At 73.9% G+C, this 22,588-nt stretch carries 27 protein-coding genes; 12 read left to right on the forward strand and 15 right to left on the reverse strand.

Features of this window, described 5'->3' with window-relative positions:
- Nucleotides 1-67: 67 nt before the first annotated feature.
- From ACIBD9_RS17075 to ACIBD9_RS17085, 3 genes are read right to left on the reverse strand one after another with little or no spacing between them, the layout of a single operon-like run.
- Nucleotides 68-976: a hypothetical protein gene (locus ACIBD9_RS17075; RefSeq protein WP_396718602.1), complete on the reverse strand. Its 909-nt coding sequence runs from the start codon at nucleotides 974-976 to the stop codon at nucleotides 68-70.
- A gap of 11 nt (nucleotides 977-987) precedes the next feature.
- Nucleotides 988-2,049, reverse strand: coding sequence for a WXG100 family type VII secretion target (locus tag ACIBD9_RS17080; RefSeq protein WP_396718603.1), 1,062 nt, complete (start codon nucleotides 2,047-2,049; stop codon nucleotides 988-990).
- Nucleotides 2,046-2,378: a hypothetical protein gene (locus ACIBD9_RS17085; RefSeq protein ID WP_396718606.1), complete on the reverse strand. Its 333-nt coding sequence runs from the start codon at nucleotides 2,376-2,378 to the stop codon at nucleotides 2,046-2,048. Before ACIBD9_RS17085 ends, ACIBD9_RS17080 begins: the two co-directional genes overlap by 4 nt.
- Nucleotides 2,379-2,470: 92 nt before the next feature.
- On the opposite strand from ACIBD9_RS17085, the gene ACIBD9_RS17090 reads away from it, so the two are divergent.
- From ACIBD9_RS17090 to ACIBD9_RS17100, 3 genes are all read left to right on the forward strand, one after another.
- On the forward strand, nucleotides 2,471-2,890 hold the full coding sequence (locus ACIBD9_RS17090) for a YbaB/EbfC family nucleoid-associated protein (protein WP_396718608.1): 420 nt from the start codon (nucleotides 2,471-2,473) through the stop codon (nucleotides 2,888-2,890).
- On the forward strand, nucleotides 2,887-3,789 hold the full coding sequence (locus ACIBD9_RS17095) for an SseB family protein (protein WP_396718610.1): 903 nt from the start codon (nucleotides 2,887-2,889) through the stop codon (nucleotides 3,787-3,789). Before ACIBD9_RS17090 ends, ACIBD9_RS17095 begins: the two co-directional genes overlap by 4 nt.
- Before the next feature lie 333 nt (nucleotides 3,790-4,122).
- Nucleotides 4,123-4,314: a DUF5703 family protein gene (locus ACIBD9_RS17100; protein ID WP_013734349.1), complete on the forward strand. Its 192-nt coding sequence runs from the start codon at nucleotides 4,123-4,125 to the stop codon at nucleotides 4,312-4,314.
- A gap of 51 nt (nucleotides 4,315-4,365) precedes the next feature.
- On the opposite strand, the gene ACIBD9_RS17105 is transcribed toward ACIBD9_RS17100, so the two are convergent.
- The gene (locus tag ACIBD9_RS17105; RefSeq protein WP_387169881.1) at nucleotides 4,366-5,028 is read right to left on the reverse strand and encodes a hypothetical protein; all 663 of its coding nucleotides are present in this window, start codon (nucleotides 5,026-5,028) and stop codon (nucleotides 4,366-4,368) included.
- Nucleotides 5,029-5,086: 58 nt separating this feature from the next.
- Nucleotides 5,087-6,415 carry a M20/M25/M40 family metallo-hydrolase gene (locus ACIBD9_RS17110; protein WP_396718612.1) on the reverse strand — a complete coding sequence of 443 codons (1,329 nt, stop codon included), beginning with the start codon at nucleotides 6,413-6,415 and terminating at the stop codon, nucleotides 5,087-5,089.
- A gap of 148 nt (nucleotides 6,416-6,563) precedes the next feature.
- On the opposite strand from ACIBD9_RS17110, the gene ACIBD9_RS17115 reads away from it, so the two are divergent.
- The 3 genes from ACIBD9_RS17115 to ACIBD9_RS17125 all read left to right on the forward strand — a co-directional run bounded on the left by ACIBD9_RS17115 (nucleotide 6,564) and on the right by ACIBD9_RS17125 (nucleotide 8,545).
- Nucleotides 6,564-7,175 carry a hemerythrin domain-containing protein gene (locus tag ACIBD9_RS17115; protein ID WP_396718614.1) on the forward strand — a complete coding sequence of 204 codons (612 nt, stop codon included), beginning with the start codon at nucleotides 6,564-6,566 and terminating at the stop codon, nucleotides 7,173-7,175.
- An 83-nt stretch (nucleotides 7,176-7,258) separates the two neighbouring features.
- Nucleotides 7,259-8,239, forward strand: coding sequence for a LysR family transcriptional regulator (locus ACIBD9_RS17120; RefSeq protein ID WP_396718617.1), 981 nt, complete (start codon nucleotides 7,259-7,261; stop codon nucleotides 8,237-8,239).
- 60 nt (nucleotides 8,240-8,299) lie between these two features.
- Nucleotides 8,300-8,545 (forward strand): hypothetical protein, encoded by a 246-nt coding sequence (locus tag ACIBD9_RS17125; protein WP_053655798.1) that lies wholly within the window; start codon nucleotides 8,300-8,302, stop codon nucleotides 8,543-8,545.
- Between the two features lie 53 nt (nucleotides 8,546-8,598).
- Here ACIBD9_RS17125 and ACIBD9_RS17130 read toward each other — a convergent pair whose 3' ends face one another.
- The 3 genes from ACIBD9_RS17130 to ACIBD9_RS17140 are packed head-to-tail and all read right to left on the reverse strand — an operon-like array spanning nucleotide 8,599 to nucleotide 11,716.
- Entirely contained in the window at nucleotides 8,599-8,949 is a 351-nt protein-coding gene (locus ACIBD9_RS17130; RefSeq protein ID WP_091408434.1) for a DUF3140 domain-containing protein, read from the reverse strand.
- Nucleotides 8,949-9,161, reverse strand: a complete 213-nt coding sequence (locus ACIBD9_RS17135; RefSeq protein WP_387169888.1) for a hypothetical protein — start codon at nucleotides 9,159-9,161, stop codon at nucleotides 8,949-8,951. Before ACIBD9_RS17135 ends, ACIBD9_RS17130 begins: the two co-directional genes overlap by 1 nt.
- A complete protein-coding gene (locus ACIBD9_RS17140) occupies nucleotides 9,158-11,716 on the reverse strand; it encodes an ATP-dependent Clp protease ATP-binding subunit (RefSeq protein ID WP_396718620.1) in 2,559 nt (852 codons plus the stop codon). Before ACIBD9_RS17140 ends, ACIBD9_RS17135 begins: the two co-directional genes overlap by 4 nt.
- A 140-nt stretch (nucleotides 11,717-11,856) precedes the next feature.
- Between ACIBD9_RS17140 and ACIBD9_RS17145 the strand changes: the two genes are divergently transcribed.
- The 5 genes from ACIBD9_RS17145 to ACIBD9_RS17165 all read left to right on the forward strand — a co-directional run bounded on the left by ACIBD9_RS17145 (nucleotide 11,857) and on the right by ACIBD9_RS17165 (nucleotide 17,114).
- Nucleotides 11,857-12,249, forward strand: coding sequence for a hypothetical protein (locus ACIBD9_RS17145; RefSeq protein WP_238679125.1), 393 nt, complete (start codon nucleotides 11,857-11,859; stop codon nucleotides 12,247-12,249).
- 152 nt (nucleotides 12,250-12,401) lie between these two features.
- Nucleotides 12,402-12,662 (forward strand): hypothetical protein, encoded by a 261-nt coding sequence (locus tag ACIBD9_RS17150; RefSeq protein ID WP_030332749.1) that lies wholly within the window; start codon nucleotides 12,402-12,404, stop codon nucleotides 12,660-12,662.
- Between the two features lie 6 nt (nucleotides 12,663-12,668).
- On the forward strand, nucleotides 12,669-13,787 hold the full coding sequence (locus tag ACIBD9_RS17155) for a hypothetical protein (RefSeq protein WP_396718623.1): 1,119 nt from the start codon (nucleotides 12,669-12,671) through the stop codon (nucleotides 13,785-13,787).
- Entirely contained in the window at nucleotides 13,780-16,455 is a 2,676-nt protein-coding gene (locus ACIBD9_RS17160) for an FtsK/SpoIIIE domain-containing protein (protein WP_396718626.1), read from the forward strand. Before ACIBD9_RS17155 ends, ACIBD9_RS17160 begins: the two co-directional genes overlap by 8 nt.
- Nucleotides 16,452-17,114: a hypothetical protein gene (locus tag ACIBD9_RS17165; RefSeq protein WP_396718629.1), complete on the forward strand. Its 663-nt coding sequence runs from the start codon at nucleotides 16,452-16,454 to the stop codon at nucleotides 17,112-17,114. The genes ACIBD9_RS17160 and ACIBD9_RS17165 overlap by 4 nt, the downstream gene beginning before the upstream one ends.
- A 28-nt stretch (nucleotides 17,115-17,142) precedes the next feature.
- On the opposite strand, the gene ACIBD9_RS17170 is transcribed toward ACIBD9_RS17165, so the two are convergent.
- Nucleotides 17,143-18,420 (reverse strand): cupin domain-containing protein, encoded by a 1,278-nt coding sequence (locus ACIBD9_RS17170; RefSeq protein ID WP_396718631.1) that lies wholly within the window; start codon nucleotides 18,418-18,420, stop codon nucleotides 17,143-17,145.
- 9 nt (nucleotides 18,421-18,429) lie between these two features.
- On the reverse strand, nucleotides 18,430-18,735 hold the full coding sequence (locus tag ACIBD9_RS17175; protein WP_387169901.1) for a hypothetical protein: 306 nt from the start codon (nucleotides 18,733-18,735) through the stop codon (nucleotides 18,430-18,432).
- 157 nt (nucleotides 18,736-18,892) lie between these two features.
- Between ACIBD9_RS17175 and ACIBD9_RS17180 the strand changes: the two genes are divergently transcribed.
- Nucleotides 18,893-19,672, forward strand: a complete 780-nt coding sequence (locus tag ACIBD9_RS17180; protein WP_396718633.1) for a DUF72 domain-containing protein — start codon at nucleotides 18,893-18,895, stop codon at nucleotides 19,670-19,672.
- Nucleotides 19,673-19,714: 42 nt separating this feature from the next.
- Here ACIBD9_RS17180 and ACIBD9_RS17185 read toward each other — a convergent pair whose 3' ends face one another.
- From ACIBD9_RS17185 to ACIBD9_RS17205, 5 genes are all read right to left on the reverse strand, one after another.
- Nucleotides 19,715-20,143 carry a DUF2267 domain-containing protein gene (locus tag ACIBD9_RS17185; protein WP_387169905.1) on the reverse strand — a complete coding sequence of 143 codons (429 nt, stop codon included), beginning with the start codon at nucleotides 20,141-20,143 and terminating at the stop codon, nucleotides 19,715-19,717.
- Complete coding sequence (locus tag ACIBD9_RS17190) at nucleotides 20,136-20,321, reverse strand: hypothetical protein (RefSeq protein WP_238659534.1); 186 nt, start codon at nucleotides 20,319-20,321, stop codon at nucleotides 20,136-20,138. Before ACIBD9_RS17190 ends, ACIBD9_RS17185 begins: the two co-directional genes overlap by 8 nt.
- A 111-nt stretch (nucleotides 20,322-20,432) precedes the next feature.
- The gene (locus tag ACIBD9_RS17195; protein WP_396718636.1) at nucleotides 20,433-21,305 is read right to left on the reverse strand and encodes a DUF72 domain-containing protein; all 873 of its coding nucleotides are present in this window, start codon (nucleotides 21,303-21,305) and stop codon (nucleotides 20,433-20,435) included.
- Nucleotides 21,306-21,353: 48 nt separating this feature from the next.
- Nucleotides 21,354-21,752: a TraR/DksA C4-type zinc finger protein gene (locus ACIBD9_RS17200; protein WP_238659536.1), complete on the reverse strand. Its 399-nt coding sequence runs from the start codon at nucleotides 21,750-21,752 to the stop codon at nucleotides 21,354-21,356.
- A gap of 164 nt (nucleotides 21,753-21,916) precedes the next feature.
- The gene (locus ACIBD9_RS17205) at nucleotides 21,917-22,579 is read right to left on the reverse strand and encodes a uridine kinase (RefSeq protein WP_396718638.1); all 663 of its coding nucleotides are present in this window, start codon (nucleotides 22,577-22,579) and stop codon (nucleotides 21,917-21,919) included.
- Nucleotides 22,580-22,588 lie beyond the last annotated feature (9 nt).

Consider the following 22,588-nt stretch of genomic DNA (forward strand, 5'->3'; position numbering starts at 1 on the left):
ACGGCTGAGCAGCGCGCCGGGTCACGGCTGAGCAGCGCGCCGGGTCACGGCTGAGCAGCGCGCCGGGTCACGGCTGAGGGCGCTGTCCGGGGAGGTCCTGGATCGCGGTCAGGAAGCGCGACTGGTCGTCGCGGAGCGCGGGCTGGGTGAGCCGGATCCACGAGCCGTCGTCGAAGACGATGGTGGAGGCGAGCTGCACGAGCCCGCTCGCCCCCCGCTCGGAGTCGACCCGGGCCACCCGGTCGCGGCGCACACTCCACAGCACCCGCGGTTGACGCCGGTCGGGTCGGTCGGCGTCCGGGCGGGGGCCCATCCGCAGCAGGTGCAGGTGGGTGTCGGTCACCGCCAGCGGGGTGCCGCTGTAACGCTCCAGGAAGAGCAGCAGGCTGCCGGCGAGGGTGGCGAGGTCGCCGCTGAAGACGTACCGGCGGCGGTAGGCGATCTCGGCGAGCTGGTCGGCCAGCGGACGGTACTGGCTCAGCCGGAACAGCGCACGGAACGCCTCCTGCTCCTCGGTGAGCGGGATCGGCTCCCGCTGGGCGGGTTGGTGGGGCAGGCCCGGCTCCGGGGCGGCCAACTCCGGGACACCGGCGGCGATGGCGCCGGCCTTGCCGGGCAGCAGCAGCACACCCGCGGCGAGCCGCACAGGCGTCAGCACGGCGTCGACCCAGACCACCGGGTTGACGATGTTGAGCAGCCCGAACAGCACCTTCGGGTCGAGGGCGTCGGCCAACTCGGCGCCGACCTCGTCGGCGAGCTGCCGACCGGCCTGGTGGGTCTGCGACAGGCGCACCGGCCCGAGCCCCACGTAGCGGAGGTCCTGCCCGGCCAGCAGCGGCGACACCAGGGCACGCTCCGGCTCGTCGCTGGTGCGGAACTCGTCGCGCAGCTCGCGGGCCTTGTCCCGGGCGGCGCGCGCGCCGCCGAGCACCGCGTCGGTGAACCGACCCAGCCGACCCCGCTCCCCTGACATCACCCGTCGCCTCCCTAGCGGCCCGCCGGCTGGCCTGCCGGCGGCTGCCCGAAGACATTCTGGTCGATCCAGTCCGCGCCGCCCTGCACCGCCTGGTCGATCTGGTCGCCGACCTGTTCGCTGCCGGGAACGGAGAGCCCGCTGGTCAACGCGACAGTCCCCCAGGTGACACCGTGGACGACCGAGTTCGGCACGTTCCACGGCAGGTGGGTCGCCCAGTCCCGGGCGATGACCCGGGCGCCGTCGGCGACCCCGTGCGCCCGCAGCGCGGCGGCCCGGTCGAGCGCGCCCATGTCGAACGGGGAACCGGACTTGCCCAGCTTGTAGGTGCCCTTGGTGGGGTCGAGGAACTTGTGGTGCCACTTGTCGAGCTTGCCGGCGGCGCGGCGCTTGTCGGCGTACTTCTTGCCGGTGCGCAGCGCCTTCTGCATGTCGACCAGCTTGTCCAGGTGCGTGTGCAGCTTGCGCAAGTACAGCAGAACCCGCTGGAGCAGGCGGATGACCTTCTGCAGGTGCACGGCGAGCGGCCGGATGACCTTCAGCATCCGGGTGACCACGATCAGGCCCCTGGTGACGGCCACGCCCACGCCGGCGGCCCAGGACGCGCCCATGGTGACCGGGGCCATCAGCAGCGCGGTCACCAGCGTCACCAGGAGGAAGTTCACGAACTCCACGCAGAGGTCCACCAGCACGTCGTGCACGGTCTGCAGGCCGTCGGCGACACCGCGCAGGTACTCCGCGGTCGCGGCGAACTGCTCGGCGACGTCGAGGAGTTGCTGCTCCACCTCGGCCAACCGCTGGCCGTACGCCACACCGGACGGTGAGCGCCACCCGGCCTGCGCGGACTCCCGGGTGCCGCGGTGCCCCTGCGCCAGGTCGCGCACCTGCGCGGCCAGCGCGTCCCACTCGGCGGCCTTCGCCCGCAGCACCGCGGGCTCGCCGTCGACCAGGTCGACGAGCTGGATCAGCGGCCAGGCCAGGGTCCGGCAGACACTGTCGACGGCGTCCTGCACCCCGGAGAGCGCGCTGTCCAGGCCGTTCCACAGTTGGACGGCGCTGCCGGCCGGGCCGCTCATCCGGGCAGCCCCGACTGGATGGCCTTGAACCCGGCGTCGAGGTCCCGCTCGTTGAGCTCGTACGCCTCGACCGTGTCGGCCAGCGCCGTGGCGACCCGGCCGAACGCGGCGTTCGCGGCGGCGAACAGCTCCTTGCCGCCGGTGACCTGCTCGGCGTACTTGTCGCGGAGCATGTCGCTGGCGAACGGCAGGTGGCCGAAGGCGTCCGACGGCACGTCGCCGGCCGAGACGATCTGCCCCTCCAGCGCGGCGAGCGAGCTGGCGACCTGCTTGGCGGCTGTCTCCAGTCGACGGACCGCCTGCACGTCGACTTCGATATCCGGTGGCATGCCGTTCCTCCCCCATGAGTCGAGCGCACCGACGATACGATCTCCCGGCCACCGGGCACCACCCGGTCGCAGGATCCACGGGAAGGAATCTCATGACGGACCCGACGTCCGCGTTCGACGCGCTCGCCGGGCGGATCGCCGACATCGAGCGCCGGTTCGCGGGCCTCCGCGACGACCTGGCCGAGCTGTCCGGCACCGCAACGGACGAGAGCGGGCTGGCCTCGGCGACTGTCGACGCCACCGGCGCGCTGACCGGCCTCACCCTCGCCCCCGCCGCCCTGCGCCTCGGCACGGAGGGGGTGGCCGAGCTGGTGCTCGACGCGTACCGGCGGGCTCGCGAGGTCGCCTCCGGGCACGTCGACGAGCACACCGAGGGGTTGGACGTCGCGCTCGGCGCGGGGCTCGGCGACCTGTTCGGCACACCGGGGGACTTCTCGGCGCTGGGCCGGCTGGAGGAGACCGTGGCCCGGCTCGGGAGGCTGGACGACCGCCTGCCGGGCGCACCCGCGTGACGTCGCCGTCGCCGACCTGGCCGGAGATCGCCGCTCGGCTGCGGGACACCGTGGCCCGCTGCGACCGGGACACCGACCTGGAGCTTTCCGCCGGTCCGCCCGGGATCCGGCTGCTGGTGCGCCGCCAGGTGGTGCGGGTGGTCTGCCCCGGCCACGACGAGGCACGCCTGGCAGCGCTCGGCTGGCACCGCCCGACCGGCGACGAGGGCTGGTGGTACGAGGCGGCGCGCACTCCGGAGCAGGTGGAGCGGCTCAGTGTGTTCGTGACCCGTACCGCCGCCGAGGTGTTGACCGACGAGCCCGGCACGCTCTCCTGCCGGGCGCTGCCGCCAGCTGCGCGCCCCGGACCGGCGGTGCCAGCCGGACCACCCGGACCGGCCGTGGTGGCCGCGCGCCCCGGACCGGGGGTGCCGGCCCCGCGACCCGGATCGGCGGTGGGAGCTGCCGAGCCGGCCACCGCCGGACCGGCACCGGTCGAGGCAGCAGCGGTCGGAGTAGCGCCGGCCGGGGACGCGGAGCCGGCAGTGGTGGCGGTGCTCGCGGCGGCCGTCGAGCGGCGTGACCTGCCCGGCTACCTCGGAGCGCTGGCCGGCGCCACGGTGTGCGTCCCCCTCTCCGGGGAACCGACGCCGGACACCGACTTCCCGTGGACGGTGGTCGGCGACGCGAGCGGCGCGCCGCTGCTGCCGGTCTTCACCTCGCCCGGGGCGCTCACCGCGTTCACCGGAGACGGGGTGCCGTTCCTCGCACTGCCCTGCGCCGAGCTGTTCGAGGACTGGCCGGACCCGTCCTGGGGGCTGGCGGTCGACCCGGGCACGCCTCGGGCGGTCGCCCTGGCCGCGCCGGCCCTAGCCGCCCTGCTGACGGCGAACGTCCCCGCCGGCCCAGTTCCAGCCTAGCCTGGTTCCTGCCCAGCCGGACGGCGAGCACCGCACCGCACCGCACCGCCGATCATGGAGTTGTGGTGGTCAACAAAGTCGCCTCAACAAGGCCAAGCCGGACACCACAACTCCATGATCGACCAGCCGAGGTCCGGCCCTTCTCAGTGATCTTGCAGTTGCTGTCGCGACAAAAGGAGCGTTCCACTCATCTCGGCGACAGAAACTGCAAGATCGGCGCGACGGGGCACGGGCGGCACGGGGGCACGGGGCGGCACGAACCGCCCATGGCAGCGTCGTTGGTCACCCCGGAGGGGGTGGCGAACGGCCGCTGGGCTGGGCAGCATGGGTGGCATGGACTACGAGTACGCGCCACTGCGGCTGCCGCCGAACGTCGACCGGTTGACCGCCGCGGCGCAGTTGGCGATCCAGGCGGAGTTCTCCGGATGGGAGTTGGCCCGGGTGCGGCTGTACCGGGACGGCACGCGCCAGGTGGTGCTGCGTCGTCGGCGGGTCAACCAGCCGCAGCCGGGTCTGTCGTACTGACGACCGGGCGGTGCCGCCCGGGGCCGGAGTCGACCCCGGGCGGCACCCGGCCTAGTGCTGGTGCCCGGCGTGGTCGTGGTCGTCGTCGAGCTCCAGGAACGGGTGCTCGTCGAGGCGACCGACCAGCCGGTCGTCGACCGCCGGCTGGAACGGGCCGACGGCGTCGTCGTCGTCGAACGACTCCAGGTCGACCGGGGTGCCGACCTCGCTGACCATGACCACGCCGTCGAGCGGTTCCAACTCGGGGACGTCCAACGCGCCGAGCGAGCCGTCACCGCTCTGCAGCAGCTCCAGCACCGCCTCGCCGACGCCCTCCACCGGGGCCGGCTCGTCGTCCTCCGGGGTTCCCTCGCGGCGCGCCGCCTCGGCCACCCGCAGCAGCGCGGCGACGCTCGGCACCCGGTAGTCACGACGCTGACGCACCGAGATCACCCTGGGGTGCGGGTCGCTGGCCTCGGCGCCCTCGCCGCCGCCGAAACGCTCGTCGGCCTCGTCCGGGTCGATCGAGTCGACATCCCACGGCGTCACCTCGCCGAAGGCGTCGAGCAGCTGCTCGTCGTACGCGAAGGAGGCGTTGTTCAACGCCACGTACGCCTGCCAGACGTCGTCGTCGTCGACGCGGCCCTGCGCGGCGCGTACGGCGGCCAGGTGGTGGCGGGCCGCTTCGATCACCCGCTCGAGAGCGGCGTCCAGCTCACCATGCTGGTCGGTCATGTGGGGCAGTCCCTTCACGATGGGGAGGTTGCGCGCCGGCGGCCACGGCCGGACACGGCTAGCAGGTGCGGAGGAACCGGTCGAGAACCCGCACGCCGAACTGTAGTCCGTCCACCGGAACGCGCTCGTCGATGCCGTGGAACAACGCCGAGAAGTTCAGGTCGGCGGGCAGCCGGAGCGGGGCGAACCCGAAGCAGCGGATGCCGAGTTGCGAGAACGCCTTGGCGTCGGTGCCCCCGGAGAGCATGTAGGGGACGGGCCGCGCCCCCGGGTCCTCCGCGCGCAGGGCCGCCGACATGGCCTCGACCAGGTCACCGTCGAAGGTGGTCTCCAGTGCCGGCTGCCGCTGGACGTACTCGATCGCGATGTCCGGGCCGACCAGCTCGCGCAGTTGCCGCTCCAGCAGCTCGGACTGGCCGGGCAGGCTGCGGCAGTCGATGGTGGCGGTGGCCCGGCCGGGGATGACGTTGTCCTTGTAGCCGGCGCTCAACCGGGTCGGGTTGGCGGTGTTGCGGATGGTCGCGCCGATGATGTTGGCGATCGGGCCGAGCTTGGCGATGGCCGTCTCCGGGTCGTCCGGGTCCAACTCGATGCCGAGCAGGTCGGAGACCTCGGTGAGGAAGGCCCGCACGGTATCGGTGACCACCACCGGGAAGCGGTGCCGGCCGATCCGGGCGACCGCCTCGGCGAGCGCCGTGACGGCGTTGTCGTCGTGCATCATCGAGCCGTGCCCGGGGCGACCCTTGGCGTGCAGCCGCAGCCAGTCGATGCCCTTCTCGGCGGTCTCGATGAGGTAGAGCCGCTGGTTGTCGTTGACCGAGTAGGAGAAGCCGCCGACCTCACCGATCGCCTCGGTGCAGCCGGCGAAGAGGCCACGGTGGTTGTCGACCAGGAAACGCGCGCCGTAGTCGCTGCCCGCCTCCTCGTCGGCGGTGTACGCGAGCACGATGTCGCGCGGGGGTCGTACGCCGGTGCGCTGCCAGTGCCGCACCACGGCGAGCACCATGGCGTCGAAGTCCTTCATGTCGATGGCGCCCCGGCCCCAGAGGTAGCCGTCGCGCAGCTCGCCGGAGAACGGGTGCACCGACCACTCGTCGGCGTCGGCGGGCACCACGTCCAGGTGGCCGTGCACCAGCAGCGCGCCCCGGCTCGGGTCGGTGCCCGGGATGCGGGCCACCACGTTCGCCCGGCCCGGCGCGGACTCGTGCAGGACGGACTCCACGCCCACCTCGGCGAGCTTCTCCGCCACGTACTCGGCCGCGCGGCGTTCACCGACGCTGGTGTCGTTGTCGCCCGTGTTGGTGGTGTCGATGCGCAGCAGGTCGCGGCAGAGGTCCACGACCTCTGCGGTGGGGTCGGGTCGGGCGGAGGCGGCATCGCTCGTCATCGCCTCTTCATACCAGCCCGAGCCGGTCGACAGGCCGGCGCGGGTGCACGCATCGACGGGTCGGTTTCGCCGTGGCCGCGTTCGGGTACCGCCGCCCACGACCGTACGTCCCTGCCGGAGCTTCCGCCCGCCAGTCGAGGAGGGCACCATGTCCGCTGTTCCCCTGCCGCCGCTGCCGCCCGCGCCCGCATCCGAGGAGGGTTACCGACCCGCCGGTCGCAGCATCGCCGACATCGTCGACCGGGAGCACCGGCAACTGCTGGCGCTGCTGGAGCAGCTCTCCGGCCCGGACACCACGCCGCAGGAGGGATTGGCGGTGCTCACCGCCGCGCTGTCGCGGCACCTGTCCGCCGAGGAGCAGTACCTGCTGCCGGCGGTCCGCGCGGCGCTGCCGACGGCCACCGAGCGGGTGGACGCGGAGATCAACGCCGACGCGGCCCTGCTGAGCGCCCTGAAGGGGCTCACGGACGAGGCGCTGACCGAGGTCGCCGAGCGGGTCCGCCGGCATGTCGACGGGGTGGGCGAGCTGGTCACCGAGCTGCGCGCGGTCGCGACCCAGGAGGAGCTGATCCGGCTCGGCAACCGGCTGGAGATCGCCGAGGAGGCGGCGCCGACCCGACCGCACCCGGGCACGCCGGCCACCCCTCCGTGGAACCGGATCGTGGAGCCGGCGGTCGGGGTGGTGGACAAGGTTCTCGACGCGGTGACGCGCCGACCGACGTACCTGGCGGACCTGCCGGAGCCACCGCGCGACCGGTGACCGGCGCCAGCCGGCAATGCATTCATTATCACCGATCCGCTCGGGCTATTCCGCCAGCAGACGCGTAGTCCTACCGTCACCCTATGAACCTGGAGCTGCGTCACCTGCGGGTGGTCTGCGCGATCGCGGAGACGGGAAGTGTGACGAAGGCGGCGTCGGCGCTCGGCCTGGCCCAGCCTGCGCTCACCGCCCAGCTCCAACGCATCGAACGGACGCTGGGCGGCCCGCTGTTCGACCGGGACCGGCGCGGGGCCCGGCCCACCGCGCTCGGTGAGCTGGTGCTGGCCCGCGCCCGGGTGCTGCTACCGGCCATGAAGGGCCTGCAGGACGAGGCCGCCCGGCTGGCCGGGGCGGGCGACACCCCACCGTGCTACCGCTTCGGTGGGGTGAACAGCCCGATCCTGGGCCGGCTGGTGCACCGGTTGGCGGCCGAGCAGCCACCCGCCCAGATCACCACGTACGCGTCCTGGTCGGTGGACGAGTTGGCGCAGTTGGTGGCCGGCGGTCGACTGGACTTCGCGCTGGCCGGCGTGTGCGGCGACGCCAGCCCGTCGGCCGGGTTCGGGTTGAGCTGGCAGGAGGTCGCCGTCGACCCGGTGCTGGTGCTGCTGCCGGAGACCCACCCCCTCGCGGCGGAGGACGAGGTACGCCTGGCGGACCTGCGCCACGAGCAGTGGGTCGCCGCGCCGGGCGACGGCTGCTTCGCCGACTGCTTCGCCGCCTCCTGCGCCCGCGCCGGCTTCACCCCCCGCAAGGTGTACGAGACCGACATCCGCGGCTGCGTCGACCTGGTGGAGGCCGGCGTGGCGGTGGCCCTGTGCCAGGCGACGTTCCGCCCGGTGAGCGGCCTGGTCACCCGTCAACTCGCCGGGACTCCGCTGCGCTGGCGGCTCCTGCTCGGCTGGCACCCGGACTCCCCCGCCGCGCAGGGCGCGGAGCTGGTGCTGGAGACGGCCAAGGCGGCGTACGTCGACTCGTTGGCGCCGCACCCGGCGTACCTGGCCTGGTTGCCCCGCAACCCGGGGTTCGGCGTCCGGCAACCCACCGGGGTGCGACCGGGCTGACCGGCCGGTATTCCCGGCCGCTGGCGGTGCGAACCGCCGTGGGCCGGGTATCTGGCGGACATGACCGACCTCTACCCGCCCGCCGACGACCGCGAACTGCTGCGCCAGGCGGCTGCCGCGCACACCGCCGCCACCCGCGAGGTGGAGGCGTTCCTGCGCCGCCTGCCGGCGGTGCCCGACCCGGCCGACGTGACCGAGTACGCCAACCTGCTCACCCGGGAGGACCAGACCCGCGGAGACCGGGACGCCGCCGCCGACGCGGCCGGCCTGACCATCGCGAGCCTGGAGTCCGACAAGGGCCAGTAGCGGGACGCGCAACGGTGCCGTCCCTGCCCGGGACGGCACCGTCGTGCGGTCGCTCAGCGTTCGACGAGCGGGTCGTGACCCAGGTCCAGCAGGGAGTGCCGCCAGCTGTCGTCGGCGTTGCCGCGTGACGGCTTGGCGTCCATCAGCTCGCGGATCCGCTCGACCGCCTCCCGCATCACCTCGATGTCCTCCGGGGTGAGGTCCACCTTGCGCTTGTTGAGCACCTTGAGGATCTCCCGGCCCGGCTGGGGCAGGTCGAGGTTCGGGTTCGGGCTGAACGACTCCTCCCCGGAACCCCGGGTCAGCAGCCAGGTCCGCAGTTGCTCCGACGGGACGTTGACCTCGGCGTGGAAGTCCTCCCAGAGCACTTCCACCTCGGGGTCGAGCCGCGCTTCGCGTACCATCAGGTCTCCTCTCCGGGCGGCGGCCCGGACGTCTCCGGGTCGTCCTGGTCGGTCTTCGGATGCAGGCCCTCCGCGGGCACCCGCGTGCGGCGGGGGTTCGCGGTGGGCGGCGCCAGGATCGGGTCGGGATGGTCGTCCTCGTCCCGGGTCTTCGCGGGCTCCGCGCGCTGGTGCGGGTCCTCGTGGTCGTCCCCTCGCGCCGGCCCGCTCATCGCGGGTGTGTGGTCGTGGCGGCGGTGTACCCCCGCTCCCCCGCGGTCACGTCGAAGGTGAGCGCGCCGTCTCGGACGTCCACCGTGACCTTCTGCCCCGGCGAGATCGCCGACTCCAGCAGCATCCGGGACAGGTGGTTGTCCACCTCCCGCTGGATCACCCGGCGCAGCGGGCGGGCGCCGAACTCCGGCTGGTAGCCATGCTCGGCGAGCCAGTCGATGCCGGCGGTGGTGAACTCCACCTGGAGGTCCTGGGCGTGCATGCGGCGGCGGGTCTCCTCCAGCAGCAGCGCGGTGATGTCGCGCAACTGCTCGGCCTCGAGCCGGCGGAAGATGATGACCTCGTCGATGCGGTTGAGGAACTCCGGGCGGAAGTTCTCCTGCAGGCGGCGCATGAGCCGCTCCCGCAGCTCGTTGCTCTCCTGCTCGCTGCCCACGTCCCCGGTGCCGAAGCCGACCGAGCGCTGGGCGCCGGTGATCAGCTCCGAGCCGAGGTTGCTCGTCATGATCAACACGGTGTTCTTGAAGTTCACCGTACGACCCTGGCTGTCGGTGAGCCGCCCGTCGTCGAGCACCTGGAGCAGGATGTTGAACACGTCCGGGTGGGCCTTCTCGATCTCGTCGAGCAGCACCACCGCGTACGGGCGGCGACGCACCGCCTCGGTGAGCTGACCGGCCTCCTCGTAGCCGACGTATCCGGGCGGCGCGCCCACCAGCCGGCTGACCGTGTGCCGCTCCTGGAACTCGCTCATGTCCACCCGGACCATCCGGTCCGCCTCGCCGAACAACGCCTCGGCCAGGGCCCGCGCCAACTCGGTCTTGCCGACACCGGTCGGGCCGAGGAACAGGAAGCTGCCCATCGGCCGCTCCGGGTCGGCCAACCCGGCCCGGGAGCGACGGACGGCCTCGGCGACCGCGGTGACCGCGTCGTCCTGACCGACCACCTTCTGGTGCAGGTGACCCTCCAGGCGCAGCAGCCGGTCGCGTTCCTCCTCGGTGAGCTGGCTGACCGGGATGCCGGTGGCCCGGGAGACGACCTCGGCGATCTCCTGCGGGCCCACCTCGGGCACCTGGGAGCCGGACGAGCCGTCCTCGCCGTTCGCGCGACGGATGTCCTCCTCCAACTCGGCGATCCGGTCGCGCAGCGCGGAGGCCCGCTCGTACTGCTCGTCGGTGACGGCCTGTTCCTTGTCCCGGCGTACGTCGTCGAGTTCCTGCTCCAGCTCCCGCACGTCGGACGCGGGGGTGCGGGTGCGCAACCGCACCCGGGCGCCGGCCTGGTCGATGAGGTCGATCGCCTTGTCCGGCAGGAACCGGTCGGTGACGTACCGGTCGGACAGCTCGGCGGCGGCCACCAGCGCCTCGTCGGTGAAGCGCACCTGGTGGTGGGCCTCGTACCGGTCGCGCAGCCCGCGCAGGATGGCGATGGTGTCGTCGACGCTGGGCTCGGGCACCAGCACCGGCTGGAAGCGCCGGGCCAGGGCGGCGTCCTTCTCGATGCTCTTGCGGTACTCGTCAAGCGTCGTCGCGCCGATCACCCGCAGCTCGCCTCGGGCGAGGGCGGGTTTGAGCATGTTGGACGCGTCCATCCCGCCCTCGCTGCCGGCGCCACCGGCCCCGACCAGGGTGTGGATCTCGTCCATGAAGATGATCAGCTCGTCCCGGTGCGCCCGGATCTCGTCGATCACCTTCTTCAGCCGTTCCTCGAAGTCACCCCGGTAACGGGTGCCGGCGACCAGGCCGGCCAGGTCGAGCTGGACGACCCGCTTGCCGAGCAGGGTCTGCGGCACGTCACCGTCGCAGATCCGTTCGGCCAGCCCCTCGACGATGGCGGTCTTGCCGACGCCGGCCTCGCCGATCAGCACCGGGTTGTTCTTGGTACGCCGGGACAGGATCTCGATGGCCTGTTCGATCTCGTCGGCCCGGCCGACCACCGGGTCGATCTGGTCGTTGCGAGCCAGGTCGGTGAGGTCCTGCCCGTACTGGTCCAGGGTGGGGGTGCCACGGTCCGGCTTCGGCCCGGTCATCGGCCCGCGCTCGGCGTTGGCGGCCTGCAACGACTCGGGTTGGATCCGGCCGGCGGCCAGCATCCGCCCGGCCGGCGACTCCGGGTTGAGCGGCAGCGCCATCAGGATGTGCTCGGGGCCGATGTAGTTGGCGCCCATCGCCCGGGACAGCTGGTGGGCGTCGAGCAGCGCCCGCTTGGCGGCCGGGGTCAACGACAGGTTCGGCGGCACCTCCCCGCGCGGCGCGCCGTCGCCCTTTCCGCCGAGGGCGTTGAGCAGGGTGTCCGGGTCGGCCCCGGCTCGGCGTACCAGATCGCGTAGCGGTTCGCGTTGCAGCGCCGCCCAGAGCAGGTGGTCGGTGTCCAGGTCGCTGCTCTGCCGTTGCGCGGCCCGCCGGGCCGCGTCGGCAAGCATCTCCCGGGCGTCGGCCGTCATCAGTCGGGTGATGTCGACCCGGTGCGGCGGTCGGCGCCCTCCCTCGCCCCGGCCGAAGTACCTGGCCAGGAATTCGTCCCACGGGTCGGAGCCGATGTCACCGGGTCCCATCATGTCTGTCCTCCGCAGTAGGGCTCGGCACGGTCGGCAGGGGCTACCCGGCGCGCGCCGCGACAAACGCCGCAGGTGGCGGAGGACCGGCGTTCCGGGAGTGGCGTCGGGCCAGGGCCGGCCGATGGTGGCAGGCTGACGGGATGGATGAGACCCCGCTGCTGATCGTGGATGGCGCCAACGTGGTGGGCTCCCGCCCGAACGGGTGGTGGCGTGACCGGGCCGGGGCCGCGGCCCGGTTGCGCGACTCGCTCGCCCCGGTGGCGAGCGTCGGGTTGCCGGCCCGGCTGACCGCCCCGGTGGAGGTGGTCCTGGTGGTCGAGGGGGCCGCGCGGGACGTGCCGGGTACCGAGGGCGTCCGGGTGGTCTCCGCCGCCGGCTCCGGCGACGACACGGTGGTCGAGCTGGTGGAGGGCGCGCCGCGGCGTCGCCGGCTGGTGGTCACCGCCGACCGGGAGTTGCGCGGGCGCGTGACGGCGCTGGGCGCCGAGGTGTACGGACCGCGCTGGCTCCGCGAGAACCCGACCAGCAACTGAGAAGTTCTCGCACTGGGACTCCCACAGATCGGACTCCCGGCACTTCCGAGGGCCTTCCGGACAGGCGGGCAGGAACACCGACAGGGCGGATGTTCTTTCGGGACCGCCGATAGGCTCTAATGGAGATCTCCCCGCCCCCAGGAGGTTCCGCCGTGGCGAGCGTCGCCGAGTTGAAGGCTGCCATCGATGTCGCCCTCCAACAGATCGGGGACGGGCAGACAGCCGTGCAGGCGGCCGGCGAGAAACTGTCCGAGGCACAGCAGACCCTCGCCGGCGCGCTGGAGGGCAGCGGGCACGAGACCGTGGAGGCGGCCCAGGCGTCGCTGACCCAGGCCAGCCAGGAGCTGGAGGAGTGTCTCGCCGCGACACTTGTCGCGGTGGAGCAGGCGCAGCTCTACGTCTCCACCCTGTAGGCCGCCATGTCCATCATCGAGGATGTCGGCGGGCAGGTCCGTGCCGCCACCGAGGAGTTCCCGGTGGCCCTGCTCGGGCAGGCGCTGGAGAAGTTCGGCCTGGCCGCGGAGCGCCTGCGCTGGGTACGACAGGAGTCGGCCAACCCGATGGGGGTGCCCGAGCTGTCCGCCGCCACCGAGCACGCCGAGAGCGCCGGGTACGCGCTGCGGGTGGCCCAGGAACAACTGTCGGCCTATCTCACGGCGATCGGGCTCGGCGCGGACGGCGCCCCGGCCCCCCGCCCCGAGCAACGCGCTCCCCGACACGACACGCCACCGGCGTCCGGGCCCACCGCGGTCGCGCCGGAGCCGGCCGAGCAGGTGCGCATGCGCCGCTGGTGGTCGGTGCGCGTGGCCGAGCTGACCGGCGGGCGCGAGGGCACCGACGACGAACCGGACGAGCGGGTGGACGACTCCCAGGAGTTGCTGCGCCGAGTGGTGGGTGGCGTCCGCTCCGGCGACCGGGACCGGCTCCGCAAGGAGCTGCGCCGGGCCCCGGCCGACGTGGGGCTGGGCATGGCGGCGCTGGCCCCACCGCTGCTGCGCGAGCTGGCCGGTGAGCTGCTCGGGCACCCGCCCCGCGCCACCGACCTCGGGCGGCTGCGCGGCGAGTTGGACGGGCGCGTCCGTGACCTGCTGCCCGGGCTGCCCCCGCCGGTGCTGGAGACGCTGTTGACCCGGGTCTGCCGGATGCCGCCGCCGCGCGCCTCCGGGGAGCCACCGCACGCCGCCGACTCCGCGGTGACCGCCGGGGTGGCGACCGGGCTGCTGCTCGCCCGCCTCGGCCGGGACCTGCCGGCCGGCGGCGCGAGAGTACCGGCGGGTGCCAGCGAGCCGGTGGCCGCTGGGCAAGCGACGCGGGCCGGGCAACCGGTGGGCGCCGGTCAACCGGGCGGGAGCGGGCGGCCGGCGGGCGCGGTTCCCCGCGCCGGGGGTGCGGTGCAGCGGCCGGGCACCGCCGCCGCGCAGCGCTCCGGTGGCCTACCGCCGCGCTCGGATGGGCCGCCGCCGCGCTCCGGTGGGCTGCCTCCGCGCTCGGGCAGCCCCTGGCGGGACGCGCCGACGCGTCGGGGCTCCGATGGCTGACCGGCGCGGTCAGCTGGCCAGCCGGATCCGGGACACCCTCGCCGAGGCGTTGGGTGCCACCCGTACCCGGCTGTCCGCGGCCCAGGCCGACCTGACCGCGGGGCGGGAACGACTGGCCCGGGTCCAGCGGGCGGCGGCCGCCGTACCGGAGCGGGTGGGCGCCCAACGGGACCGCCGCATCGCCGAGATCGACGCCCGCTACTCCACCCGGATCGCGGAGCTGGCCCGGCGGGCCGCCGACGCGGCCCGCCAGGAGGCGCCCGGCTGCGCGGGGGCCGACTGGGCGGGGTGGGCGCCGACGCCCGCCCGCCGGGCCGAGCCGCCCGGGGCGCTGCGGGTCGGCACGGTCCGGCTCGACGGCGTCGACCCGGTGCCCGCGCTGGTGCCGCTGCTCGACGCCGGGCACGTCCACCTCTCCGGGGACGACCGCGCCGGCTGCGACGCGGTGGTGTCCGCGTTGCTGCTGCGGGCCGTCGGCCGCGCCGACCCCGGGGCGGTACGACTGATCGGGTACGACCCGGATCAGCTCGGCGGCGGACTGGCCGGGTTCTCCCCGTTGGGCACGGCGGGGTTGCTGACCTTCGTCGGCCCGGGCGGGCTGGGCTCGTTGCTGGACGACCTGGTGGAGCAGATCCGCCGGATCAACGAGACGGTCCTCGCCGGCGAGTACGCGTCGCTGCGCGAACTGGCCGCGGCGACCGGCCGACGACCCGAACCGTGGCGGGTGGCGGTGCTGCTCGGTGGTGAGGAGCTGAACCGACACGAGCGCGGGCAACTGGACCGGGTGGTGCGGGCCGGGGCGGCCTGCGGCGTACACCTGGTGGTGCACGGTGTGCCGTTGCCGGAGGATCCGACGGTGACCCGGGTGGTGGCCGGGGTGTCCGGCGCGCGGATCGGCGGTTCGGCCGGGCTTCCGGTCCGGCTGGACCCACCGCCACCGGCGACGCTTGTCACCGAGACCTGCCGGGACGTCGCCGCCCGGGTGAACGCCGGCCCGCCGCCGACGCCCTTCACCGACCTGCTGCCCCCGCCCGAGCTGATGTGGCGGGAGGACTCCGCCGACGGGCTGACCGCGCCGATCGGTGAGGGCCCGCACGGCCGGCCGGTGCGGTTGACGCTTGGCGACTATCCACCGCACGCGCTGATCGGTGGGCCGTCCGGCACCGGCAAGACCAACCTGATCTTCGCGTGGATCGGTGCCCTGGCGGCTCGCTACTCCCCCGCCGAGCTGGAGTTCTACCTGCTGGACTTCAAGGAGGGGGTCTCCTTCGCGCGGTTCGCGCAGGGCCGGCGCGACCCGAGCTGGCTGCCGCACATGCGCCTGGTCGGCATCAACGTCAACACCGACCGGGAGTTCGGGCTGGCGCTGCTGCGCTTCCTCGCCGAGGAGTTGCGTCGACGCGCCGACGCGGCCAAGAAGCACGAGGTGACCAAGCTGGCCGAGCTGCGGGCGGTCGACCCGACCGGGCACTGGCCACGCATCGTCGCGGTGGTGGACGAGTTCCAGATGTTGCTGGCCGGCCGGGACGTGGTCGCCCGGGAGGCGGCCGACCTGCTGGAGGACCTGGCCCGACGTGGCCGGTCCCAGGGCATCCACCTGGTCCTCGCCTCGCAGGACGTGCGGGGCATCGAGGCGTTGTGGGGCCGCCCGGCGCTGGTCGCCCAGTTCACCCTGCGCATCGCGTTGCCCAAGGCGCTGCGCATCCTCGCCGAGCGCAACGACGCGGCGCAGTCGCTGCCGCGCTGGCACGCGGTGGTCAACGCCGAGTCGGGAATGGTGGAGGGCAACGAGGTCGCCCGCATCCCGTCGGCCAGCGACTGGGAGACCTGGAGCGGGTTGCAGCACCGGCTGTGGCGGATGCGCGCCCCCGACGCGGCACCGGCCCGACTCTTCGACGGCGACGCGATCCCCCGGCTCGCGGACGCCCCGGACTTCCGGGCGCTCGCCGTACCCCCGGACGGGACCGCGCCGCGCAACCCGGTGGCCCTGCTCGGCGAGATCATCGACGTGCAGTCCCGCTCGGCGGCGCTGCGGCTGCCCCGCGCACCGGGCCGCAACCTCGCGGTGCTCGGCACCCGCGTCGACGAGGCGTGCGCGGTGCTGGACGCGGCGGCGCGGTCGCTGGCCCGCCAGCACCCGCCGGGCACCGCCCGGTTCTCCATCGCCTGCCTCGACCCGGACGCCGACCCGATCGCCCGCGCCCTCTACGAGGACCTGGCCGACGACGCCGCCTGGTACGACGAGGAGACCGTCGGCGAGCTGATGGCCGAGACGGCCGACGGGCTCGGCGGTCCGGGAAGCCCGCACTACCTGCTGCTGTTCGCGGTCGACGCGGCGGCGGGTGCGCTGGCCGCCCGCGCGGGTCGGCGTACCGGCCTGGAGCAGCTGCGCCGGATCATGCACGACGGGCCGGAACGACGCACGCACGTGCTGGCCTGGTGGCGTGGCGTCGCCCGGATGCGCGCGGACCTCGGTGGGCCGGCCGCCCGTACCGACCAGATCGGCGCCTGGGTGGCCCTGGACGCGCACGGCGGCGAGCTGGGCTCCTCGCTCTACCCGGGCACCGGCGGCCCGGACTGGTATCCCCGCCCCTGGCGGGGGCTCTTCTTCGACCGGGCGGTCCACCGCACCGGACAGGTGATCATCCCGTATGGACCGACACGATGAACGAACCGGTGACCAGCGAGACGTACGCGGCGCAGCTGCGGCGGCTGGCCGACCTCACCGCGCGGGTGCGCGAGCAGCGCGCCGAGGCGCACACCTGGCACGAGCGGCAGTGCGCCGCCGCCGAGCGGGCCGTCGCCGACGCGACCGAACAGCTCCAGAGCGCCGAGGAGGAGCTGGTCGCCGCCCGTGAGCAGCAGGAACGGGTCGACGCCGAGGTGGCCCACCTGTGGCAGCAGGTCCGCTCGCGCCTCGGTGCCCGCCGCCTCGGCGGCCCGCCCGCCCCGGCGAACGGCGTCGGGGCCACCGACCCCGTGCTGCTGCTCGCCAAGGCTCGTGACCTGCTCGACCGGGCCGGGCAGCCGGGTGAGCTGCCGGGCTCGGTCAACCCGCTGCTGGCGCTCTGCGGGGTGGCCGGCGGCGTGCTCGCGTACGCGCTGGGCGCCGGGGCCCGCGCGCTCGGCGTCGGGTACGGCGGCGACCTGGCGGTCGGACTACCGGTGCTGGCGCTGGTGGTGACGCTGCTCGGCCCGTTGGTCGGCCTGGTGCCGGCCCGGGTGCTGGCCGACCGTCGCCACGCGGTCCTCGGCCCCCGACCGATCACGGTGGTCCTCGGCGCCGGTCTGCTGACCACAGTGCTGCTGCTGATCCTCGGCCGCTGACCCCGCGCGAGGGCCCTCCCGCCGGCGCTCAGGCCGGGACGAGGACCGCCTCGCGGAGCAGTCGGCGGGCCAGGGTGACGCGGTCGGCGTCGTCGGGCAGGCCGGGCAGGTCACCGACCCGGGTGACAGTGCCGTCGAGCAGGGCGCGGGCGGCCGGCTCGCAACTCGCCGGCAGGGTGATGGTGCGGTCGAAGAGCCGCAGCGCCACCGTGTCCGCGTCGTGCGGCACCAGCTGCCAGCGCAGGCCGGGTCGCAGGGTGAGCCGGGAGTCGGCGTCCAGGGCGGCCAGCGCGTCGGCCTGGGCAAGCGGTCGGATGGGCGCCGGGCGGGCGGCCGGCCAGGCGCGCTGCCGCAGTCGCGCGGCGACCGCGCCCGGGTCGGCGCGCAGCAGCCAGTCCCGCAGCGCCTCCACGGTTTCGGTCAGCTCCGGCTCGATGGCGTCCGGGTCGGCGACGTCGGTGCCGAACGGCAGGCTGGCTCGCAGCCGCTGGTCCTCGGCGGCCAGCGCCAGCAACTCCTCGACCAGGGCGTAGCGGGTGAGCGCGCGGATGCCCACGGTCAGGTGCAGCGAGCTGGCGTCCTGCGCCTGCGCGCTGTGCAGCCATCCTCGGGGCAGGTAGAGGGCGTCACCGGGGGCGAGCACCACGTCCAGCGCGGCCGGGCCCTGGGCGGTGGCGCCGACCTCGTCGGCTCGGCCACCCCACTGCTGCTTCTCCAGCGGGTCGGGCAGCACCGGTGGGTGGATCCGCCAGTGTTTGCGGCCGTCGACCTGGAGCACGAACACGTCGTGGGTGTCGTAGTGGGTGGCGAAGCCCTGACTGCCGGCCGGGGTCAGGTAGGCGTTGATCTGCAGGGGCTGGTTGAGCGCGAGGCCCAGGTCCCGGGCGAAGTCGATGAGCGGCGGCCAGATCCGGTGCAGGCCCTGCAGCACCAGGGTGGCCCCGGCCGCGTACTGCTCCAGGACCCGCTCGTCGAGGACCTGGTCGCCGATCTCGGCGCCCGCGCCGCCGCCGCCGGTCCAGCGCGCCGCCGCGACCAACTGGCCGTCCTTGGCGATGCGCAGGAACGGGGTACGCAGGCCGCGCCGACTCAGCAGCTCGTCGGCGTCTGCGGGGCTGAGCAGGTCGGTGAAGCCGGCCGGGTCGGGCAGTTCGGCGGCGCGGGACAGCAGCGGGGTGTGCCCCCAGTGCGCGGCGGCGAACTTGGCCGGTTCGACCGAGACGCAGCGGGCCAGCGCCGCGGCGGCCTCGGCGGACGGAACCGCCGGGCGGCCGTGGTGGCCGCCCGGCGGGTCGAGGTACGTCATGGCGTGCCTCTACCGGGCGCTGCCGTCAGCGCCACCGTCCTGCTGACCCGGAGTGGCACCACCGTCGGCGGGGCCCTCCGCGCCACCGTCGGCGCCACCGTCGTGCTGGCCGGGAGTGGCACCGCCGTCGGCGGGACCCTCCGCGCTGCCGTCGGCGCCACCGTCGTGCTGACCCGGGGTGGCACCGCCGTCGGCGGGGCCCTCCGCGCCGCCATCGGCGCCACCGTCGTGCTGACCGGGGGTCGCGCCACCGTCGGCCGGACCCTCCACGCCGCCGCCGCCACTGGTCTGCATGTCGTCATCGTTGAGTGCCATCGGTACTCCCTCGGGTGTGCCGCCCCGCCGTGCGCCGGGGTCCGTCGTGCTGCGGGTGGTACCCCACGCGCGATCTTCTCTAACCCTCACCGTAGACGCCGAACCGGGGCGACACGGGCAGTTCGCGAGCGGCGGCGGAGAGTGCCAGGATGGGGTGGTGATCCTGGTGGGCACGTCCGGCTGGCAGTACAAGGACTGGCGGGGCCGCTTCTACCCGCAGCGGCTGCCGCAGCGGCTCTGGCTGGAGCACTTCGCGGCGGGGTTCGCCACGGTCGAGGTCAACAACGCCTTCTACCGGCTGCCCGAGCGGGACACGTTCGCCGCCTGGCGGGCCCGGACCCCGGAGGACTTCTGCGTGGCGGTGAAGATGAGCCGATACCTCACGCACATCAAGCGGCTGCGCGACCCGGCGGAGCCGGTGGCCCGGTTCCTCGGCCGCGCCACCGCGCTCGGCGACCGGCTCGGCCCGGTGCTGCTGCAACTGCCGCCGAACCTGCGGGCGGACGTCGAGGCGCTGGACGCGACACTGCGACTGTTCCCGGCGGAGGTGCGGGTCGCGGTCGAGCCCCGGCACCCCTCCTGGTGGACCGACGACACCCGGGCGGTGCTGGAACGGCGTCGGGCCGCGCTGGTCTGGGCGGACCGGCTGGGCCGCCCGGTCGCCCCCCGCTGGCGCACCACCGACTTCGGCTACCTGCGGCTGCACGAGGGGCGGGCGCGGCCGTGGCCCCGCTACGGTCGGGCCGCGCTGCGGTCCTGGGTGGGCCGGCTGACCGACACCTTCGGCGCGGACGAGCCGGCGTACGTCTATTTCAACAACGATCCGGGCGGCGCCGCGATCGTGGACGCCGTGGCGTTCGCCGCGCTGGCCCGGCAGGCCGGGCACCCCGTGTCGCGGGTGCCCACCGCCGCGGAGGCGGCCGGCGCCGACGACTGAGCCCGCCCGACAGCGGTCGGGCGGGCTCACGGCGTCAGGCCGTCACGGCATCATCATGGCGAGGTCCTTGGGCATGGTGTCCTTCACGTCCTGCCACTCACCCTGGGTGACGTGACGGCGCAGTGTGTCCAGCACCACCTGCGTCACCCGCTCCGGGCCACCTTCCGCGTCGTACGGGAAGCCCTGCCGGACCTCGTAGAGGAAGTCGTCGCGGTTGAGCTTGATCGGCACGTCGGACGGCACCCAGCCGTCGAAGTAGATCCCCCGGACCAGCACCGGCAACTGCTGGGCGAACTCCACGCTCTCGTCCACCGGCAGCCGGTCGCGCAGCAGGTGCAGCACCGTGCGCAGGGCGGCGTACGACTGGTTACGCCGATCCTTGGGCCAACCGTAGGCGTTCTCGATGTCCTTGAGAATGAGGTTCGTCTTGTCCAGCGAGGACTCGAACGCTGAGATCATCGTGTCAGCCATCGGTCGACCCCCGTTCCGTGCTGTCCCACCGTCGGTCGTCGGCGCGGCGCGGCGGCCCCACCGGGCCACGGCGGGCCCGTACCGGGCTGCCCTGCGGGGCGCGCCGGGCGTTGTCGGCCGTACCGACCACGTGCAGGACGGCACCACGCCGTCGATCCGTCACCAATCGAACCGTCATCCCCGTCACCTCCGTGTCGTCTCCGGCGTCGGCCGTCCGCGGGCGGCCGTACCCACCGCGTCCACCATCCCTGCGGAGCGGGTGAGACGGCCCCACCCGGATCGGGTGAGGTCAGCCGGCGTCGAGGAGACCCGCGAGGGTCTTCGCGTTGGTCTGCGCGTAGTCGCGGTAACAGTTGTTCATGAGGACGTGGGTCTGCCCGGCCTCGTCGGCCAGCTCGCGCAGCTTCGGCGCCCAGTCGGCCAACTCCCGCTTGGAGTAGTGGTAGCCGAACTTCTCGTGGATGTCCTTGCTGGTCCACTTGTCGCTGTGCCCGTGGAAGCGCATGACCGCGAGGTCCGCGGTGGCGGCCAGCACCGGGGGCAGCGACGAGCGGTGGCCCTGCGGCATGTCCACGCAGACGTACGGGAGTTTGTGCTCGCGCAGGAAGGCAAGGGTCTCGTCGGCGTTGTCGCCGTCGAACCAGGAGGCGTGCCGGAACTCGTACACCGGGCGCAGCGGCGCGCAGCGCTTCGCCACCTCCAGCAGGTACTGCTTGTTGGCCCGCTTGATGGTGAACCAGGGCGGGAACTGGAACAGCAGCGCGCCCAGCTTGCCGGCCTCGACCAGCGGGTCCAGCGCGGACAGGAAGCGCGTCCACACCTCCTCGTACGACTGCGCGGGCAGGTCGTCGGGGTAGACGTTCTTCTTCTCGGTCTCCGGGCGCAGGTCCTTGTAGAGCGCGCTGACCCGGGTGGGGTGCCCGGTCAGCAGGCTGAACGCCTTGATGTTGAAGGTGAAGCCGGCCGGGGTGCGCTCGGCCCACAGCCGGGCGGTCGCCTCGGCGGGCGGCGAGTAGTAGGTGGCGTCCACTTCGACAAGTGGGAACTGCCGGGCGTAGTAGGCCAGCCGTTTCTCCGGGGTGTCGGCGGTCTGCGGATACCACCCCGAGTCCAGCAGCGTGCGGTCGGTCCAGGACGCGGTGCCCACCAGGATGTCACCCATGGTGGAAGTCCATCGCGTCGCGGACCGACCGGCAACCGCTGGCGTGGCTCAGGCCGCCCGCCGCTCGCGAGTCTGCTTGCACGTCACGCACGTGGTGGCGGACGGGAAGATCTCCAGCCGCTCCACGGGGATCGCCGCCGAACAGCCCTCGCACCAGCCGTAGGTGCCCTCCTCGAGCCGACCGAGCGCGTGCTCGTACTGGCCGCGGCGGTCGAGGATGGTGCGCAGCAGGGACTGGGCGGTGTCCCGCTCGGCCGTCTTGGTGCCGCTGTCGGCCTGGTCGTCGCCGGCGGTGTCGCCGACCTCCACCAGCCGAAGCACCTGGCTCTGGAGCACGGCCTGGTCGTACTCCGCGGTCAGCTCGTCGTAGCGCGCCTGTAGCGACTGTCGGATCTGGTCGATCTCCGTCTGGGACCGGGTCGTACCGACCGTGTCGTGGACGAGCATCGCTGCCTGCCTTTCCTGGGCCTGTGGCTCAAGGTGAACCGGGTGCCGGCGGCGCGGGGCCCCGGTCACGGTCGCGTTCGGTACGCGGGCGATCACCCGCGCTCTGTGAGCCGGGCGAGTACCCGCCGGATCAGCCGCGCAAACCGACAAGTTTTCGGTTGTTGTCAGTCGTTTCCGCCCGGCTCCACGAGCGCCGGTCGGCGGCGGTCGTCGGCGCGTACCACGACGTCGGCGAAGCTCGCCGGAACGACCTCCTCGGCGTACCGGTCGAAGGCCGGCAACGCCCACTGCTGGGCTGGTTCGGTCCGTCGGCGCAGCGCCGCCGACGACAGCTCCAGGTGGACGGTCACGTCGAAGGGCAGCGCGCCGCCGAGCAGCAGCGAGCCGCTGACCAGGACGACACCGCCGGGTGCCAGCTCGACGTAGCGGGCGCGGCTGGCCCGGTCGGCGTCGGCGTCCCAGAGGGACGGGAGGAGCCGTCCGGTGCCGCCCGGACCGGCCGGTTCGAGGACCTCCCGGCGTAGTCCGGCCTCGTCGACCCAGCCCTCGTAGAAGGAGTCCGGGTTGGTGCGTCCCAGCTCGAAGCGGAGCGACGCGGGACGGAGAAAGTCGGTGGCGCGGACGTGCAGCACCGGGCGGCCCTGGGCGCGCAGCGGGTCGACGAGTGCCGCGGCCAGTTCGTCGGCGCCGGCGGCCGGGGCGCCGTCCACGGCCACCCGCAGCCGCGCGGGCCTGGCGGCGGCGCTCGCGGCACGGGTCGCCGCGTCGGCCAGCCGGCCGGTCAGCTCGGTGACGAGCAGGTCGGGCGAGATGGGACGGATGCGCACCGGACCATC

The sequence above is a fragment of the Micromonospora sp. NPDC050784 genome, assembly GCF_044456765.1.
Classification (GTDB): domain Bacteria; phylum Actinomycetota; class Actinomycetes; order Mycobacteriales; family Micromonosporaceae; genus Micromonospora; species Micromonospora foliorum.